The 14,891-nt window shown below is 39.8% G+C and carries 16 protein-coding genes and 1 tRNA gene; 13 read left to right on the top strand and 4 right to left on the bottom strand.

Going from position 1 to position 14,891, the window contains the following annotated elements; all coding sequences use genetic code 11:
- Window positions 1-1,347 carry a TolC family protein gene (locus FZ945_RS03425; RefSeq protein ID WP_148789577.1) on the top strand — a complete coding sequence of 449 codons (1,347 nt, stop codon included), beginning with the start codon at window positions 1-3 and terminating at the stop codon, window positions 1,345-1,347.
- Between the two features lie 16 nt (window positions 1,348-1,363).
- Window positions 1,364-1,855, top strand: a complete 492-nt coding sequence (locus tag FZ945_RS03420) for a flagellar protein (protein ID WP_148789576.1) — start codon at window positions 1,364-1,366, stop codon at window positions 1,853-1,855.
- 852 nt (window positions 1,856-2,707) lie between these two features.
- Here the strand turns inward: FZ945_RS03420 and FZ945_RS03415 are convergent.
- Genes FZ945_RS03415 through FZ945_RS03400 form a run of 4 tightly spaced genes read right to left on the bottom strand, consistent with a single transcriptional unit; the run spans window position 2,708 to window position 5,240 of the window.
- A complete protein-coding gene (locus tag FZ945_RS03415; protein WP_148802470.1) occupies window positions 2,708-3,205 on the bottom strand; it encodes a SixA phosphatase family protein in 498 nt (165 codons plus the stop codon).
- Window positions 3,202-4,014, bottom strand: coding sequence for a ferritin-like domain-containing protein (locus FZ945_RS03410; RefSeq protein ID WP_148802468.1), 813 nt, complete (start codon window positions 4,012-4,014; stop codon window positions 3,202-3,204). The genes FZ945_RS03415 and FZ945_RS03410 overlap by 4 nt, the downstream gene beginning before the upstream one ends.
- Window positions 4,001-4,576, bottom strand: coding sequence for a rhomboid family intramembrane serine protease (locus FZ945_RS03405; RefSeq protein ID WP_148802466.1), 576 nt, complete (start codon window positions 4,574-4,576; stop codon window positions 4,001-4,003). The genes FZ945_RS03410 and FZ945_RS03405 overlap by 14 nt, the downstream gene beginning before the upstream one ends.
- The gene (locus FZ945_RS03400; protein ID WP_002939441.1) at window positions 4,560-5,240 is read right to left on the bottom strand and encodes an NlpC/P60 family protein; all 681 of its coding nucleotides are present in this window, start codon (window positions 5,238-5,240) and stop codon (window positions 4,560-4,562) included. The genes FZ945_RS03405 and FZ945_RS03400 overlap by 17 nt, the downstream gene beginning before the upstream one ends.
- A gap of 138 nt (window positions 5,241-5,378) precedes the next feature.
- Between FZ945_RS03400 and murA the strand changes: the two genes are divergently transcribed.
- The 11 genes from murA (at window position 5,379) to thiS (ending at window position 14,891) form a co-directional block, all read left to right on the top strand.
- On the top strand, window positions 5,379-6,647 hold the full coding sequence (gene murA, locus FZ945_RS03395) for a UDP-N-acetylglucosamine 1-carboxyvinyltransferase (RefSeq protein WP_148802464.1): 1,269 nt from the start codon (window positions 5,379-5,381) through the stop codon (window positions 6,645-6,647).
- Between the two features lie 2 nt (window positions 6,648-6,649).
- Window positions 6,650-7,810 carry a molybdopterin molybdotransferase MoeA gene (locus tag FZ945_RS03390; RefSeq protein ID WP_148802462.1) on the top strand — a complete coding sequence of 387 codons (1,161 nt, stop codon included), beginning with the start codon at window positions 6,650-6,652 and terminating at the stop codon, window positions 7,808-7,810.
- A gap of 50 nt (window positions 7,811-7,860) precedes the next feature.
- Window positions 7,861-7,935, top strand: a tRNA-Gly gene (locus FZ945_RS03385).
- Between the two features lie 65 nt (window positions 7,936-8,000).
- Window positions 8,001-8,807, top strand: a complete 807-nt coding sequence (flgA, locus tag FZ945_RS03380; protein WP_148802586.1) for a flagellar basal body P-ring formation chaperone FlgA — start codon at window positions 8,001-8,003, stop codon at window positions 8,805-8,807.
- Window positions 8,804-9,355: a UbiX family flavin prenyltransferase gene (locus FZ945_RS03375; RefSeq protein ID WP_148802460.1), complete on the top strand. Its 552-nt coding sequence runs from the start codon at window positions 8,804-8,806 to the stop codon at window positions 9,353-9,355. Before flgA ends, FZ945_RS03375 begins: the two co-directional genes overlap by 4 nt.
- Complete coding sequence (gene coaD / locus FZ945_RS03370; RefSeq protein WP_012001782.1) at window positions 9,352-9,822, top strand: pantetheine-phosphate adenylyltransferase; 471 nt, start codon at window positions 9,352-9,354, stop codon at window positions 9,820-9,822. The genes FZ945_RS03375 and coaD overlap by 4 nt, the downstream gene beginning before the upstream one ends.
- A 1-nt stretch (window position 9,823) precedes the next feature.
- Window positions 9,824-10,411 carry a dTMP kinase gene (gene tmk, locus FZ945_RS03365; protein ID WP_148802458.1) on the top strand — a complete coding sequence of 196 codons (588 nt, stop codon included), beginning with the start codon at window positions 9,824-9,826 and terminating at the stop codon, window positions 10,409-10,411.
- 28 nt (window positions 10,412-10,439) lie between these two features.
- Complete coding sequence (gene hisS / locus FZ945_RS03360; protein ID WP_148802456.1) at window positions 10,440-11,666, top strand: histidine--tRNA ligase; 1,227 nt, start codon at window positions 10,440-10,442, stop codon at window positions 11,664-11,666.
- A complete protein-coding gene (gene speA, locus FZ945_RS03355) occupies window positions 11,663-13,498 on the top strand; it encodes a biosynthetic arginine decarboxylase (RefSeq protein ID WP_103558040.1) in 1,836 nt (611 codons plus the stop codon). The genes hisS and speA overlap by 4 nt, the downstream gene beginning before the upstream one ends.
- Window positions 13,499-13,509: 11 nt before the next feature.
- Window positions 13,510-14,688, top strand: coding sequence for a pyridoxal phosphate-dependent aminotransferase (locus FZ945_RS03350; protein WP_148802454.1), 1,179 nt, complete (start codon window positions 13,510-13,512; stop codon window positions 14,686-14,688).
- Window positions 14,688-14,891, top strand: coding sequence for a sulfur carrier protein ThiS (gene thiS / locus FZ945_RS03345; protein WP_021086176.1), 204 nt, complete (start codon window positions 14,688-14,690; stop codon window positions 14,889-14,891). The genes FZ945_RS03350 and thiS overlap by 1 nt, the downstream gene beginning before the upstream one ends.

Raw genomic sequence — 14,891 nt, 5'->3', positions numbered from 1 at the left:
ATGAAATTTCTAAGCCTAGCTTTAGTGCTTGTTTTAAGTGGCTGCGCAGTCAAAAATATAGATGAAAACTATAAGCAAATTTTACTTGAAGATAACGCCAGCAGGGAGCTAAATTTAGACACTTCTTGGTGGAAGCAGTATGAGCAAAGCTACCTTGATGAGCTTGTAGAACTTGCTCTTAAAAACAACACCGACCTTGCAAAAGCTGCGGTAAATGTAAATAAAGCGCTCGCTCAAGCTGGCGTTTTGCAGGCAAATCTCATCCCAAGCTTTAACGCTAGTTTTGAGGCAACAAGTAGCAAAAACATAAAAGAGGGCGGTGCGGTCACTAGAAGTTTTGGCTCAAGCATAGGGCTTAGCTACGAGCTTGATCTTTGGCAAAAGCTAGCAAACAGCAAAGACGCAGCGATGTTTGAAGCAAGGGCAACGAAATTTGATCTGGAGGCTAGCAAACTAAGTGTGATAAACTCCGTGGCAGACACTTATTTTCAAATTTTATATCTAAACGAGAGCATCAAAACTTATGAGCAAATTTTAGAAATTTATAACAAGCTAAATGAGATAGTTGGGCTTAAATTTAAGCTTGGCAAAGAGGAGGCGCTAAGCCTAAAGCAGATAAACTCACAGCTTTTGAGCGCTCAAAATAAGATAGAAAGTGTCAAAAAAGAGCTTGTGAGTGCTAAAAAAACGCTTAGGATTTTGCTAAATGAGAGGCCAGAATTTGAGCTTAAATTTGATGGCCTCACGCTAAGTCCCGTTAAAAGAGTGGGCGTTGATCTAGATGTGCCAACAAGCGCCATAGCAAACCGACCTGATCTAAAAGCGGCCATTTACCGCATAGAAGAGGGCATCTTAAACTACAAAGCGAGCCAAAAAGAGTTTTATCCAAGCATCACGCTAGGAGCCAGCCTCAAAAGCAGCACCGACAAAAAAGAGGAAGCATTTAGCCTTAAATTTCTAAATGGCAATGTCGCTCTAAATTTACCATTTTTAAACTACCACAAGCTAAAGTCAAATTTAAAGGTTAGCGAGGCAAATTTCGAGCTTGCAAAGCTAAACTACATAAGCGCTCTAAATAGCGCATTAAACGAGATAGACGCATTTTACAAAGGTTACTTAAACGACGAAAAGCTACTTACCAACTACCAAGAGCAGATCAAAAATTACGAGGAAATTTCAAAAATTTACGAGCTAAAATACTCCTACGGCAAGGTCGAGCTAAAGCAGTTTTTAGAGGCTAAAAATAGCGAGCTAGAGGCCAAAATAGGGCTTTTAAGGGCAAAATACACGCTTTTACAAGATGAGCTAAATATCTACAAAGCCATGGCAGGCAAATTTAATAGGTAAATTTAATAGGTAAATTATGAGCTCAGCTTGGGACTACGAGGCAAATGCATGCAGCAAGGATGGCAAATTTAGTGCTAAATTTGAAGGCTGCGAAGTCGCTATGGGCGCTCCAACCCTTGGCGAGCTACGACTTTTTATAAATAGCGAGCACTTTATAAATTTAAAAAATAAGCCTTCAAACCACGAAAAAACACTATCAAATTTGGATCAAAATTTAGTTAAAGATGGCAGCGCCCATCAAATTTTACTTAGCGAGAGAGCGACTGCTTGCTTTTTGTTTTCAAATGACTCTAAATTTCTAGCTTTTTGTGAATGGACGACAGATAAAATGCAGATCGTAAAGATACTTCGCCTAGCCGATATGAGCATAAAAACTGACAACAAACGCAAAAGAGTAGTGGAATTTCTCTCATTTGATGATGGCGTGCTTAAAATTTTAGACTCACCGATCTTTATGCCCAAAAACTATACACTAGATATCCGCACACTTTTTAACGATAAAATTTAATTCACGCACTTTATCTTTAAAAATAGTTTTTAGCACGCAAGATCGCTCAAATCTAAAATTTAACGCAAAATATAACTCTTTGATATACAAAAACAAATTTTAGTTTTAAGTTGCCTTTTACTCCAAAATTTAACGCGCAATTTCAATATTTGGCGCACAAAAACAAAATACCACGCACTATTCTTATTTCATGCTGCTCTTAAATTTAGCATGTGTAAGATTGTTCTACTAGCTTTTAGAAAAAACTCGCTTTGAATTAAATTTGCTTTCAAAAATGCCATCTCAAGCAAGTACTTTATTTACATTTATCGCGGCTTTTGCAAGGTCGTATTTTTTTAACAGCTACAAACTCCAAAGATAGCTCTTGCTCACATTTTCAAAATAGGGTAGATCAAATTTTAAGTTATGTATAAGATAAATGCAAATTTCACAATTTTTGAAAAGTATAAAATTTAACTCATTTTCTTACAAATTTTTTTACACCAAATTTAATGGATAAATTTAGATCACACAAAAGATAAAATGCAAAACCCAGCCAAATATGGCCATTTAAAACTTTTAAAAGAGCAGAATAAAGATTTTAAAATATCAATTTGAAATTTATAGTTTTCAATACAAAATATATAAAATACCTTGCATTTTACCTTTTGTCATATTTTGGTATTGCAATTATGGTTGATTTTAAATTTGCTTTTATGGTTGGTAATTTGAACTTGAAATGGTTAAATTACCAAGTTTGAGTAAAAATATTTTTTGGTTCAAAAACAAAACTTGCATTTGAAAAATAAAATAGGCAGATATCCTTTGTGTCTATCAAATCACAATAAATGAATTTGCGTTTTTTTCTAAAACTTATCTCTGATGTTTCTTTGGGTGGTCAAAAAACAGAGCTTTTGCACTGCCCTCTTTTAGCTCTTTAAATTCAGACTCAAACTCTATACAAAAAATGCCTGAAGTTGGGATATTATCAATCGATGAGTCGCTTAGGTATTCGCAAATTTCTGTTATGCTAGGATTGTGCGTGATGATGAAAATTTCATCTAAATTTTTGTCTAAATTTCTTATAAACCCCAAAAGATCTTCAAAACTTATGTCGTAAAGCTCGTCTTTTATCTCTATGGATTTTTCTTTAAATTTTAAAGTTTTAGCGATGATTTTTGCTGTTTGCTCGCTTCTTTTAGCGCTACTTGAAAAGATAGCTCCTGGCATCACATCATACATTTTTAGCCTGCTAGCCATAAATTTAGCGTCCTCTTTTCCTTTTGGGCTAAGCTCTCTTGAAGCGTCTTTTGCGCCGTCTTTGTTCTCATCGACTGCTTTTGCGTGCCTTATGAAGTAAATTTTGCTCATGATCTCTCCTTTGAGAAATTCTTTATCCAACTAAGCTCTTCCTCGCTAAAACCTGCCTTTAAGCGGTCTTTTTCGTTGATCTCTCTAATGCTTTTAAATGAATTTGGATATAAATTTAATATTATGTCAAAGTAGCTTTTCTCATCGACGCCCTCTTTTTTGCAGGCAAATTTAAACCATTTATCGCCCTTATAAACGTGAGAAACTTCCTCTTTTAAGATGACTTTTAGACACTCAATAAGCTCCTCTTGCCCACCCTCGCCTTCTAGCCTTTTAATGATGTGAGCGTTTGCGTCAAGGCCGTTTGCCTCCATATATCTTGGTAGCAGTGCCATGCGACTAGTAAGCCTATCTGAAGTCTTTTGAAGTGCGATAAAAAGGCCGTCATGCACGCTTAGCTCGCCGTATCTGCCGCCTTGTTTTGTGAGTAAATTTTCTATCATGCAAAAGTGCCTGATCTCATCCTCAGCTACCTCCAGCCAGTCCTCGTAAAACTCCCTTGGCAGCCCTCTAAATCTATAACAAGCATCAAGCGCGATGTCAATGGCACTAAACTCGATGTGAGCGACTGAGTGGATGAAATTTAAGTTTTTATCTTTTGGTTTTACCTTTTTGTTTAGCTCTTTCATACTAACGACGTCGCAAAATTTAGCGTAGCATGGGGTAATTAGCTCATTTGGCGCAGAAATTTCATCAAAACAAATATCCAAATTTGATATAAATTTCTCGTAAAACAGCTCAAATTTTAAAAATTTAAGCCCCACGTCGCCTTCGTTTAAAATGTTCCAGATCTCATCAAAAAATCTCATCTGCTCTCTTTAAGTAAAATTTAGCGTACAAACAGCCGACAGTCCAGCCTATAAAGTGTGCGTACCATGCGACATTTATACCCATAAGTAGTGGCAAAAAACTCATGGCAACAACGATGGCAAAGTAGCCAAACCACGCCTTTTTATCCGAGTAAAGTAACGAGGTCGCCAGCATACCAAAGAGCATACACAAAGCGCCGCTTGCACCGACTAAATTTATAAATTTCTCATTTTCAAATGCAAAATATATATAAATAAAGCTTAAAATTTGCGTCAAAACGCCACCAACGATATAAAAAATGATAAATTTTTTCGTGCCAAGATATAACTCGCTCATTGAGCCAACTTGATATAAAAAGAGCATATTCATGAGCAAGTGACCTGCGCCTGCGTGCATAAAGATAGATGTAAGAGGCTGAAATAGATAGAGTTTTTCTAAAAAATAGATATTTAAGCCAAGCGCGAGCCATAACTCACGCGAGTGCAGAAAGGTGGCACCAAAAAATGCAGCTAAATTTAAAAGAATAAGTACAAATGTAGCTGGGCTACTTAGCTTTGCCATATCCAGCAAATCTATTTGCCGCAAGGCAGCTAGCGTTTGAGCACCTTACGACATAGCTATTTATCTCTTTATCGCCCTTTAGATGCGTGTTTTTTTGTTTTAAATTCATATAGCTGTGGATGATCCTGCCGCCAGAGTTGTGGATAAATTTCACCGTCTCATCTGGGAGTATGGCCGTTACGATGCCAACGTGAGTAACATTTTTCTTGTCTTTATTTTTTTGTATGCCTTTGCCAAGGGTATTTGAAAAGAAGATAAGATCGCCTTTTTTTGGATTTTTATGAGTGATTAAATTTTGGCTTTCGTAGAAGTTGTAGATGGCTTTTGACTTCCTGCCGCCCTTGCTGTAATAGTTATTGATGGTTTTTTCATCAAAATACATATTTTTATATTTTGCATTTACGATAGAGACAAAGCCTGAGCAGTCACCCCCTGCTCTAGTGTTTAAGTATTTTTTAAAAAATGAACCAAATTCTTTATCTGCTCTGCCGTCATCTTCGTCCAAAAGCTCACTTGAAGTTTGTCTGCTAAAGTCTTCGTTTGTAGAGGCGGTTTGATTGTAGTCATTTTGTGGGATTTTAGGCTCATTTGAGGTGAAAGAACAACCTGTAAAAAGCGCAATGCAGAGTGCAAAAAATATTCTTTTATTTATTAAACTTAACATATTTTTATCCAAAATAATTAATTTTCGTAATTTTAACTCTTAAATGTAAATAAAGCGAAAATAGCGCCCTGTTTTCTTTACTCTAAGTTTAAAAACAATATAATCGGCAAAAAATATATTTTCTTAAGGCAAAAAATAATGATGCACTATCTAAAAATAGAAGGCAATGCCAAATTAAGCGGCGAAGTAAAGATCAGCGGAGCTAAAAATGCCGCCCTACCTATCATCGCCCTAACCCTACTTGCTAAGAATAAGATAAATTTAACAAATATCCCAAATGTCGCTGACATAAAGACGCTTTGCCAGTTGCTTGTTAATCTTGGAGCAAAGTGTGAATTTAAAGATGAAAACTCACTATGCATCGACACAAGCAGCGTAAATTCGACCACGGCAAACTACGATATCGTTAGAAAGATGCGCGCATCTATCTTGACGCTTGGTCCGCTTTTAGCGCGCTTTGGACACTGCGAGGTGAGCCTGCCTGGAGGCTGTGCGATCGGACAAAGACCAATAGATCTACACCTAAGCGCACTTGAGAAAATGGGCGCAAATATCGAGATAAAGCAAGGCTACGTCGTCGCAACCGCGCCAAATGGCCTAAAAGGCGCAAAGATAGTTTTTGATAAGATCACCGTAACTGGCAGCGAAAACATCATCATGGCAGCAGCTCTAGCGCACGGCACGACAGAGCTTTTTAACGTCGCACTTGAGCCTGAAGTGGTACAAATTTGTGAAATTTTGGCAAAAAGTGGCGTAAAAATCGAAGGCATCGGCACGAGCGAGCTAAAGATCACTGGTAGCGGTCAAAAGCTACTTGAAATTTGCGATATCGAAGTCATCCCTGATAGGATCGAGGCTGGCACATACCTTTGCGCTGGAGCTATCACAAATAGCAAAATTTCAGTCACAAGGGCAAATGCTGCGCACATGACGGCCATTTTAAATAAATTTGAAGAGATGGGCTTTGGTATCGAGGTTGATGGCGATAAGATCACGATTTTGCCGACAAATGAGATAAAACCAGTCGAGATAAGAACGACTGAGTATCCTGGCTTTCCGACCGATATGCAGGCTCAGTTTATGGCGCTTTGTCTAGCAGCAAATGGCGTTAGCACGATAGATGAGAGGCTTTTTGAAAACCGCTTTATGCACGTTAGTGAGCTAGCTAGGATGGGCGCAGATATCCGCCTAAACGGTCACATCGCAAGCGTTTATGCCCCTGCAAATTTAAACGCAGCTGATGTCATGGCGACAGATCTTAGAGCGAGCTCAGCGCTGATACTAGCCGCTCTTATCGCAAATGGCGAGAGTTTGGTGCATAGAATTTACCACCTTGATAGAGGCTACGAGAGGCTTGAGGAGAAATTTAAAAGCCTTGGGGCAAAAATAGTTAGGCTTGAGGAGTAAAAATGCTAGTAAATGACGCACTTGAAGCTTTAAAAGCTAAATTTAAACCAAAAAATGAGAGTGAAATTTTACCTCTTAGCGAGGCTCTTGGTAAAACCTTAGCAAATGACGTGATAGCCGTCAAAGACCTGCCCTGCTTTGATAACTCAGCGCTTGATGGCTTTGCGGTTAAATTTGATGAAAAAGATGAGCCTTATAAGATCATAGCAAGTGCCTTTGCAGGTGATAAAGAGCAGCTAAGTATCGGCAAAAACGAGTGTGTGAAGATAATGACAGGCGCTAAGATGCCAAAGGGCTCTGACACGGTCATGAGATTTGAAGATTGCGTCGTTGAGGGCGAGTTTGTGAAAGCACCAGCTAAGCTTAAAAAAGGCGAGGCCTACCGCTTTAAAGGCGAAGAGACAAAAGTTGGTGAAATTTTACTAAAAAGTGGCGAAAATTTAAACACAAGAAGCGTGATGATGTTAGCAGCTCAGGGTATAAGCTTTATAGAAGTTAAAAAGCAGCCTAGTGTTGGAATTTACTCAAGCGGAAATGAGATCATCGAGCCTTGGCAAAGAGCGAGTGAGGATGAAATTTACAATGCAAACGCACTTGGCATAGCTGCACTTCTTAGCTCAATCGGTCAAAAAAGCTCATATCTTGGTATCATAAAAGATGAGCTAAATGCTGTAAAACAGGCATTTTTAAACGCTGCAAACTACGACATCATTATCTGCTCTGGTGGAGCGAGCGCTGGTGAGGCTGACTTTATGAAGATAGCCCTAAGCGAGCTTGGATACAATGAAATTTACTCGCACCTTGACATAAGACCTGGCAGACCTTGCAAGGCTTACGAAAAAGATGGCAGACTTGTTTTTATCTTGCCTGGCAACCCTATGGCTGCTTATCTTTGCACGATGATGCTTGTTTTGCCACTTCTAAAAAGCGAATGTTTTGTGACACAAAAAGCTATCAATAGTGAAAATTTAAAGGTAAAATCGGGCAGAGCAAATGCTGTTTTTGGCAATGTAATTGATGGCAAATTTATAGCAACTGATGGCGGAAAATATGGCTCAGGTATGATAAATCATATATTAAAGAGTGATTTTGTGTTGATAACTAGCCCTGATCAAGGTGAAATTTTACAAAATAGCGAAATTTCACTCATAAAACTTCCATAATTCTTGACAAATGAAAAACAATCTGATAAAATGCGGACTTCATTTTGATTGCGGGAATAGCTCAGGGGTAGAGCACAACCTTGCCAAGGTTGGGGTCGCGAGTTCGAATCTCGTTTCCCGCTCCATCTTTTTTATGCTCATTTTTTTATTTTCCACAAAACTTTTTGCAAATGAAGTCAGCATCTATCCGATGTATTGTGTTGTAAATGATCAAATTTCACTCACTACTTTTGGCTTTGAGGGCGAAGATAATGAAATTTTAAACTTAGAGGGCAAAAGAGCTGCCAAGATAGATAGCAAAAAACTCCATGAAATTCTAACAGCAAATTTTAAAACATATAATGACAAAAGCGGCGGTAGCGTGGCTTTTGTGAAAAACTGCTCTATCATGGATGAAATTCAAATGCACTTTCTAAGAGAGATCAGCAACGAGTATCCAGGCATCAGCGTGAGCGATCTTAGCATCAGCCCGCAAAACAAACTCCCTGCAAATTTCAAAGACTTAGTCTTTAAAAATATCTTTTTAAACGATCAAAATAACCAAAAAGGCATTTTTAGAGCCTCATTTGAGGATGTTGATCTAAGCCTAAAAAGCCTTTACTTTAAATTTAGCTTTAACGCCAAAATGCCAGTTTTTATCGCTATAAATTCTATGAATACAAACCACATTTTGAGCTTGCTTGACTACCAACCAACGATGATAGAGTTTAGCAAATGGCCACGTGACGCGCTTTTTGGACTTAGTGTCTCAACACTTGTTACAAAAGTACAAATAAGAAGCGGAGAAATTTTAACCAAACGCCAGTTTAACGCCATTAGTTTAGTCAAAAAAGGTCAAATGCTAAATGCAGTCTTAAGCGAGGGTGGCGTCAAGATAATCGCCGAGGTAAAGGCGCTTGAAGATGGAAATTTAGGCGATATGATAAAGATAAGAACAAGAGAAAATAAAATTTTACAGGCCACAGTTTCAGGTAAAGACGAGGCAGTTATAAGATGAAAAAAGTAGTTTTTGCAGCCACCGGAGCAAGCGGAGCTGGGCTTTTTCTAAAGCTAGTAAATGCCGCCAAAGATAGTTGCGAGGCGCATGTCATAGTTAGTAAAAATGCCATGAAAGTCTTAGCGGCTGAAGAAAATTTGAGGCTAAATTTAGATGATCTTGGTGTGAAAATTTATGATGATCAAGACCTTGGCGCAGGCCCAGCTTCTGGCTCGTTTGGCACAGAGGCGATGATCATAGCGCCCTGCTCTACCAACACTCTAGCAAAGGTTGCAAATGGCATAAGCGACACGCTCATCACAAGGGCTGCAAGCGTCGCGCTAAAAGAGAGGCAAACCCTAGTTTTGGGCGTTAGAGAGATGCCGTTTTCTGCGATCGTACTTTCTCAGATGCAGCTACTCTCATCTCTTGGAGCTACCATCGCTCCGCCAGTTTTAGGCTACTACGCAGGCATAAAGAGCCTTCAGGATATGGAAAATTTCATCATCGGCAAGTGGCTTGATGCCTTAAAAATCCAAAATAATCTTTACAAAAGGTGGCAAATTTGAAAAAATCTTGCATCTATCCAGGGACCTTTGACCCCATAACAAACGGCCATTTAGACGTTATCATAAGGGCTACAAAAATTTTTGACAAGGTAATTGTCGCAGTTGCAAAAAGTGACAGCAAACAGCCGATGTTCGCACATGAAAAGCGCATAGAGATGGCAAAAGAGGCAGTTTGCGAGCTAAAAAATGTAAGCGTTCTTGGCTTTGATAACTTGCTTGTTGATTTTGCTAAGTCTCACGGCATAAACACCGTCATTAGGGGGCTTCGTGCGGTTAGTGACTTCGAGTATGAGCTACAAATAGGCTATGCAAACGCTGCACTCTGGGACGAATTTGAGACGGTTTATCTTATGCCAAGCTTAAATAACGCCTTCATCTCAAGCTCGATCGTCCGCTCAGTCTTGCGCCACGACGGCGATGTGAGCAACCTAGTGCCAGCAAAAATTCTAAAAAATTTAAAGGCGTAAAATGTATGTTTTATTTGAAGGCATTGACGGCGTTGGCAAGAGCACGCAGATAGAAATTTTAGCTTCTAAATTTAGTGATGCCATCGTCACAAAAGAGCCAGGTGGCACGCAGCTTGGTGTAAATTTACGTGAAATTTTACTAAGCTCAAGCATAAAAATAGGCAAAAGGGCTGAAATTTTACTTTTTTTGGCTGACAGAGCCGAGCATTTTGAAAAGCTAGTCGCTCCAAATTTAGGTAAGCTCATTTTAAGTGACAGAGGCTTTATCTCTGGCATCGCCTACGCTTTGGCAAATGATGAAAACTTAGACGAAAACATGCTTTTAGAGCTTAATAAATTTGCACTAAATGATAAATTTGCAGATAAGATCATCTTTTTTGAAGCAAGCCATGAGCTTATAAGCTCGCGCCTAAAAGCAAGAGGCACAAGCGATAAGATCGAGGCTCGTGGGCTAGAGTATCTTTTAAAAGTGCAAAGTTTGATGAAGCAAATTCTCATCAAAAATAGCTTTGAAACGCTTTTTATAGACGCATCTAAAAGCATAGAGCTAATTTCAAAAGAGATAGAAAATTTTATAAATTTTAAGTAAAATCACAAAAAATAAAAAGGATAATGCGATGATAACGGCACTTCGTGGCATGAAAGATATGCTTCCAGCTCGCGCAAAACTTTACGCACAGATAATAAAAACCTGCGAGGAAGTCGCAAAAAACTACGGATATGAGCAAATTCTGACCCCACACCTCGAGGAGACGGCGCTTTTTAAAAGAAGTGTCGGCGAGAGTAGCGACATCGTGGGCAAGGAGATGTATCAGTTTGAAGACAAGGGCGGCAACGACGTTTGTTTGCGTCCTGAGGGCACGGCTGGCGTGGTTAGAGCCTTTATCGAGGCAAAACTTGACAGGGCAAACGTGACAAAACGCTGCTTTTATCACGGCTCAATGTTTCGCTACGAGCGCCCACAAAAAGGCCGCTTGAGAGAGTTTCACCAGTTTGGCTGTGAGTGCTTTGGCGAGGGCAGCGTCTATGAGGATGCGAGCATTATCTTAATGGTGAGCGAAATTTTTAACAGACTAAATATAAAAACAACCCTAAAAATAAACTCGCTTGGCGACGAGAGCTCGATGAAGTCTTATAAAGAAAAACTTGTTAAATTTCTAGATGAAAATGACGATAAAATTTGCGAGGACTGCAAAAGACGCAAGCTTTTAAACCCTATCCGCGTGCTTGACTGCAAGATAGAAAGTTGTCAAGAAATTTACAAAAACGCTCCAGTCATCACCGATAGCTTAAGCTGCGAGGCGCAGGCTGATTTTGCAAAACTGCAAGAAATTTTAACGGCAAATGGCGTTAAATTTGAGATAGACACCAAGCTCGTTCGTGGGTTAGATTACTACTGTAAGACGGCGTTTGAGTTTATCAGCAACGAGATCGGCTCACAAAGCGCAGTCGCTGGTGGCGGCAGATACGACAGGCTGGTCGAGTACCTTGGAGGTAGAGCAAGTTATGGCGTTGGCTTTGCGATGGGCGTTGAGAGGATAATGGAAATTTTAGGCGAAGCTGGTGATGAGCGAGACGGAGTTTATCTTTGCGCGCTTGATGCGGCAAATGTTGATTTTATCTATAATCTTGGCTCAAAACTTCGCAAAAAATATCAAGTTGAAATTTCTTATGAAGCTAAAAAACTTCAAAAACATCTGCAAAATGCCGACAATAAAAATGCAAAAATTTTCCTTTGCGTGGGCGAAAATGAGATGAAAGAGAATAAAATTTGGTATAAAAATTTAGAGACCAAAGACGAAAAAACGATAAATTTAGATGAGCTTGAAAAGGAGCTGGGATGAATGATTTTGGACTTAGCATTTGGGGCAATTCAAATTTTGTGATAGAAGACGGCAAAGTCTGCATAAACGAAGCTAGCAAGCCAGCGATCATCGACATCGTTAAAGAGATAAGAGACGATGGCTACAGAGGGCCGCTACTGCTTCGTTTTCCGCACCTTATCCAAAAGCAGATCGAGCAGATCCACGCAAGCTTTGCAAAGGCAAAGAAAGAGTTTGCCTACAAAGGCAGCTTTAATGCCGTTTTTCCGCTTAAGGTTAATCAATATCCTGGCTTTGTAAAAAATTTAGTTCGCCTTGGCAAGCCCTACAACTACGGCCTTGAAGCTGGTAGTAAGGCTGAGCTACTTTTAACTATGGCTTATAACAACGACAAAGCGCCTATAACGGTAAATGGCTTTAAAGATAAAGAGATGATAAACATAGGCTTTATCGCCGCTGAAATGGGGCATAACATCACACTAACGATCGAGGGCTTAAACGAGCTTGAAGCAATAATCGCCATCGCAAAAGAGCGCTTTAAACCAAAACCAAAGATCGGACTTAGGGTAAGACTGCACTCGACAGGCTCAGGACTTTGGGCAAAAAGTGGCGGCATACACTCTAAATTTGGACTAACATCAACTGAGCTAATAGAAGCTGTAAAGATGCTAAAAAAGGCAAATTTACTTGAAAACTTCACGATGATACACTTTCACATCGGCTCTCAAATAAGCGAAATCCATCCGCTTAAAAAAGCACTCATCGAGGCTGGCAACATCTACGCTGAGCTTAGAAAAATGGGTGCAACAAATTTAAAAGCTATAAATTTAGGTGGTGGCCTTGCGATCGAGTACTCGCAGTTTAAAGAAGAGAGCAGCAGAAACTATACGCTAAACGAATACGCAAACGACGTTGTTTATATGCTTAAAACCATAAGCGAGCAAAAAAAGGAGATCGAGCCAGATATTTTCATAGAGTCAGGTCGCTACATCGCCGCTTCTCACGCACTTTTGGTCGCTCCTGTGCTTGAGCTATTTTCTCAAGAATACACCGAAGAGAAGCTAAATTTAAAGAAAAATAATCCAAATTTGATAACCGAGCTAGTTGATCTTTACAAGTCAATCAAGCCTTCAAACGCCCTAGAATACCTGCACGACGCCATCCACCACACTGAGAGCATCCTCACGCTCTTTGACCTAGGCTATGTCGATCTGCAAGATAGGTCAAACGCAGAGGTGCTTTTAAGGCTCATTAGCAAAAAGGCTGTCGTGATGCTTGGCAACAAGAGCAACTCAAGCGATCTAACTAAAATTCAAAAAGAGGTTCAAGAGAGATACCTGCTAAATTTCTCAATCTTTCAAAGCTTGCCAGACTTTTGGGGACTAAAGCAAAATTTCCCTATCATGCCACTTGACAGGCTCGATGAGCGCCCTACTCTGCCAGCTTCGATCTGGGATATCACTTGCGATAGTGACGGCGAGATCAGTTATGATGACGAGAAAAATCCGCTACTTTTGCACGACGTGGATGTGGAGAAGGAGGATTATTTCTTGGGATTTTTCCTAGTTGGCGCATACCAAGAGGTGATAGGCATGAAGCACAATCTCTTTACTCATCCAACAGAAGCTACCGTGGAGATAACAAGCGATGGCTACAAGATCACAAATTTACTAGAGAGCCAGTCGATCCTTGATATCATGGAGGATATGGACTACGATATCTACGAGATCCAAGACACTCTAAATGAGCGCTTAGAGAAATCAACTCTGATAAACGAAACACAAAAGAAGCAAATTTTGGGCGAACTTTATCTATTTTTAAATGATAATAGCTACTTAAAGACAATCAACTAAAAAGGACGAAAATGCAACTAGCAAACAGAATGCAAACATTAAGCGAATCAATCACAATCGCGATCAGCACAAAGGCCAAAGAGATGAAGGCTGCTGGCATCGACGTGATCTCGCTTTCAGCTGGTGAGCCTGACTTTATGACTCCAAAAAAGATAAGAGATGCTGTAAAAAACGCACTTGATAACGATAGCAAAAGCGGCAAATATACGCCAGTACCAGGTTTGCCTGAGGTTATAGATGCCATTAGAGCAAAGCTAAAAAGAGATAACGGACTTGACTACAAAGCAAATCAAATCGTCACAAACATCGGCGCAAAGCACTCACTTTTTAATGTATTTCAAACGCTTATCAACCCAGGCGACGAGGTCATCATCCCATCTCCATACTGGGTGAGCTATCCTGAGATCGTTAAATTTTGTGGTGGCGTGCCTGTCTTTATCGAAGCAGACGAGAGCACAAATTTCAAAGTCACAGCCGAACAGCTAAAAAAAGCGATCACGCCAAAAACAAAGGTCTTTTCGCTAAATCACCCGACAAATCCAACTGGAGCTGTATATACAAAAGAGGAGATCGCGGCATTTGGCGAGGTTTTAAAGGGCACTGACATCATCATTACAAGCGATGAAATTTATGAAAAAGTGATCTACGGCAAGAAATTTCATGCAGTAGCTTCAGTGAGCGAAGATCTTTTTAAAAGAACGGTCACTATAAATGGGCTAAGCAAGTGTGGCGCGATGCCTGGCTGGAGGTTTGGCTATATCGCAAGCTCGATGGACTGGCTAATTGCTGGCATCAAAAAGCTTCAAAGCCAAAGCACAAGCAACATTAGCTCGATCGTACAAATAGGCGCTATCCCGTCACTTCTTGGCGAAACTGACGAAGATATCGAAAATATGAGAAAAGAGTATGAAAGAAGACGCGACGTGGCAGTTGAGATGATAAATGCTATCCATGGGCTAAGCGTAGTTAAGCCTGATGGCGCGTTTTATCTATTTGTAAAATGCAAAGATGTAGATAGCGACTCACTTAGATTTTGCAAAAAGATGCTTGAAGAGGCGAACGTAGCGACCGTGCCAGGCGTGGGCTTTGGCATGGAGGGATACTTTAGAATTTCTTTTGCGACAGACATCGAGAGCATAAAAAAAGCGATCGAGAGGATCGCAAATTTTGTAAAAAGCTACAAAATTTAATGATCAAATTTAGAGTAAATGGCAAAATTTTCGAGCTTGAAAACGATATAAATGTTTATGAATTTTTAGCTCAAAATGGCTATGAGCTTAAATTTATAGCCCTTGAGCGAGACGGAGAAATTTTGCCAAAAAAGCTTTGGCGTGAGCGCTTCATGAGCGAGGGCAAAGCTTATGAGATCGTCACTTTAGTTGGCGGTGGATGA

Source organism: Campylobacter concisus (assembly GCF_902460535.1).
GTDB classification, from domain to species: Bacteria; Campylobacterota; Campylobacteria; order Campylobacterales; family Campylobacteraceae; genus Campylobacter_A; species Campylobacter_A concisus_AS.
Note: the sequence above shows the minus strand (reverse complement) of the source record. Positions and strands in the feature narration are given on the sequence as shown.

What these genes read in the sequence shown, in the direction of transcription:
- FZ945_RS03425 (WP_148789577.1), top strand. Translation starts at nt 1, where the DNA reads ATGAAATTTCTAAGCCTAGCTTTAGTGCTTGTTTTAAGTGGCTGCGCA.
- FZ945_RS03420 (WP_148789576.1), top strand. Translation starts at nt 1,364, where the DNA reads ATGAGCTCAGCTTGGGACTACGAGGCAAATGCATGCAGCAAGGATGGC.
- FZ945_RS03415 (WP_148802470.1), bottom strand. Translation starts at nt 3,205, where the DNA reads ATGAGCAAAATTTACTTCATAAGGCACGCAAAAGCAGTCGATGAGAAC.
- FZ945_RS03410 (WP_148802468.1), bottom strand. Translation starts at nt 4,014, where the DNA reads ATGAGATTTTTTGATGAGATCTGGAACATTTTAAACGAAGGCGACGTG.
- FZ945_RS03405 (WP_148802466.1), bottom strand. Translation starts at nt 4,576, where the DNA reads ATGGCAAAGCTAAGTAGCCCAGCTACATTTGTACTTATTCTTTTAAAT.
- FZ945_RS03400 (WP_002939441.1), bottom strand. Translation starts at nt 5,240, where the DNA reads ATGTTAAGTTTAATAAATAAAAGAATATTTTTTGCACTCTGCATTGCG.
- murA (WP_148802464.1), top strand. Translation starts at nt 5,379, where the DNA reads ATGATGCACTATCTAAAAATAGAAGGCAATGCCAAATTAAGCGGCGAA.
- FZ945_RS03390 (WP_148802462.1), top strand. Translation starts at nt 6,650, where the DNA reads ATGCTAGTAAATGACGCACTTGAAGCTTTAAAAGCTAAATTTAAACCA.
- flgA (WP_148802586.1), top strand. Translation starts at nt 8,001, where the DNA reads ATGTATTGTGTTGTAAATGATCAAATTTCACTCACTACTTTTGGCTTT.
- FZ945_RS03375 (WP_148802460.1), top strand. Translation starts at nt 8,804, where the DNA reads ATGAAAAAAGTAGTTTTTGCAGCCACCGGAGCAAGCGGAGCTGGGCTT.
- tmk (WP_148802458.1), top strand. Translation starts at nt 9,824, where the DNA reads ATGTATGTTTTATTTGAAGGCATTGACGGCGTTGGCAAGAGCACGCAG.
- hisS (WP_148802456.1), top strand. Translation starts at nt 10,440, where the DNA reads ATGATAACGGCACTTCGTGGCATGAAAGATATGCTTCCAGCTCGCGCA.
- speA (WP_103558040.1), top strand. Translation starts at nt 11,663, where the DNA reads ATGAATGATTTTGGACTTAGCATTTGGGGCAATTCAAATTTTGTGATA.
- FZ945_RS03350 (WP_148802454.1), top strand. Translation starts at nt 13,510, where the DNA reads ATGCAACTAGCAAACAGAATGCAAACATTAAGCGAATCAATCACAATC.
- thiS (WP_021086176.1), top strand. Translation starts at nt 14,688, where the DNA reads ATGATCAAATTTAGAGTAAATGGCAAAATTTTCGAGCTTGAAAACGAT.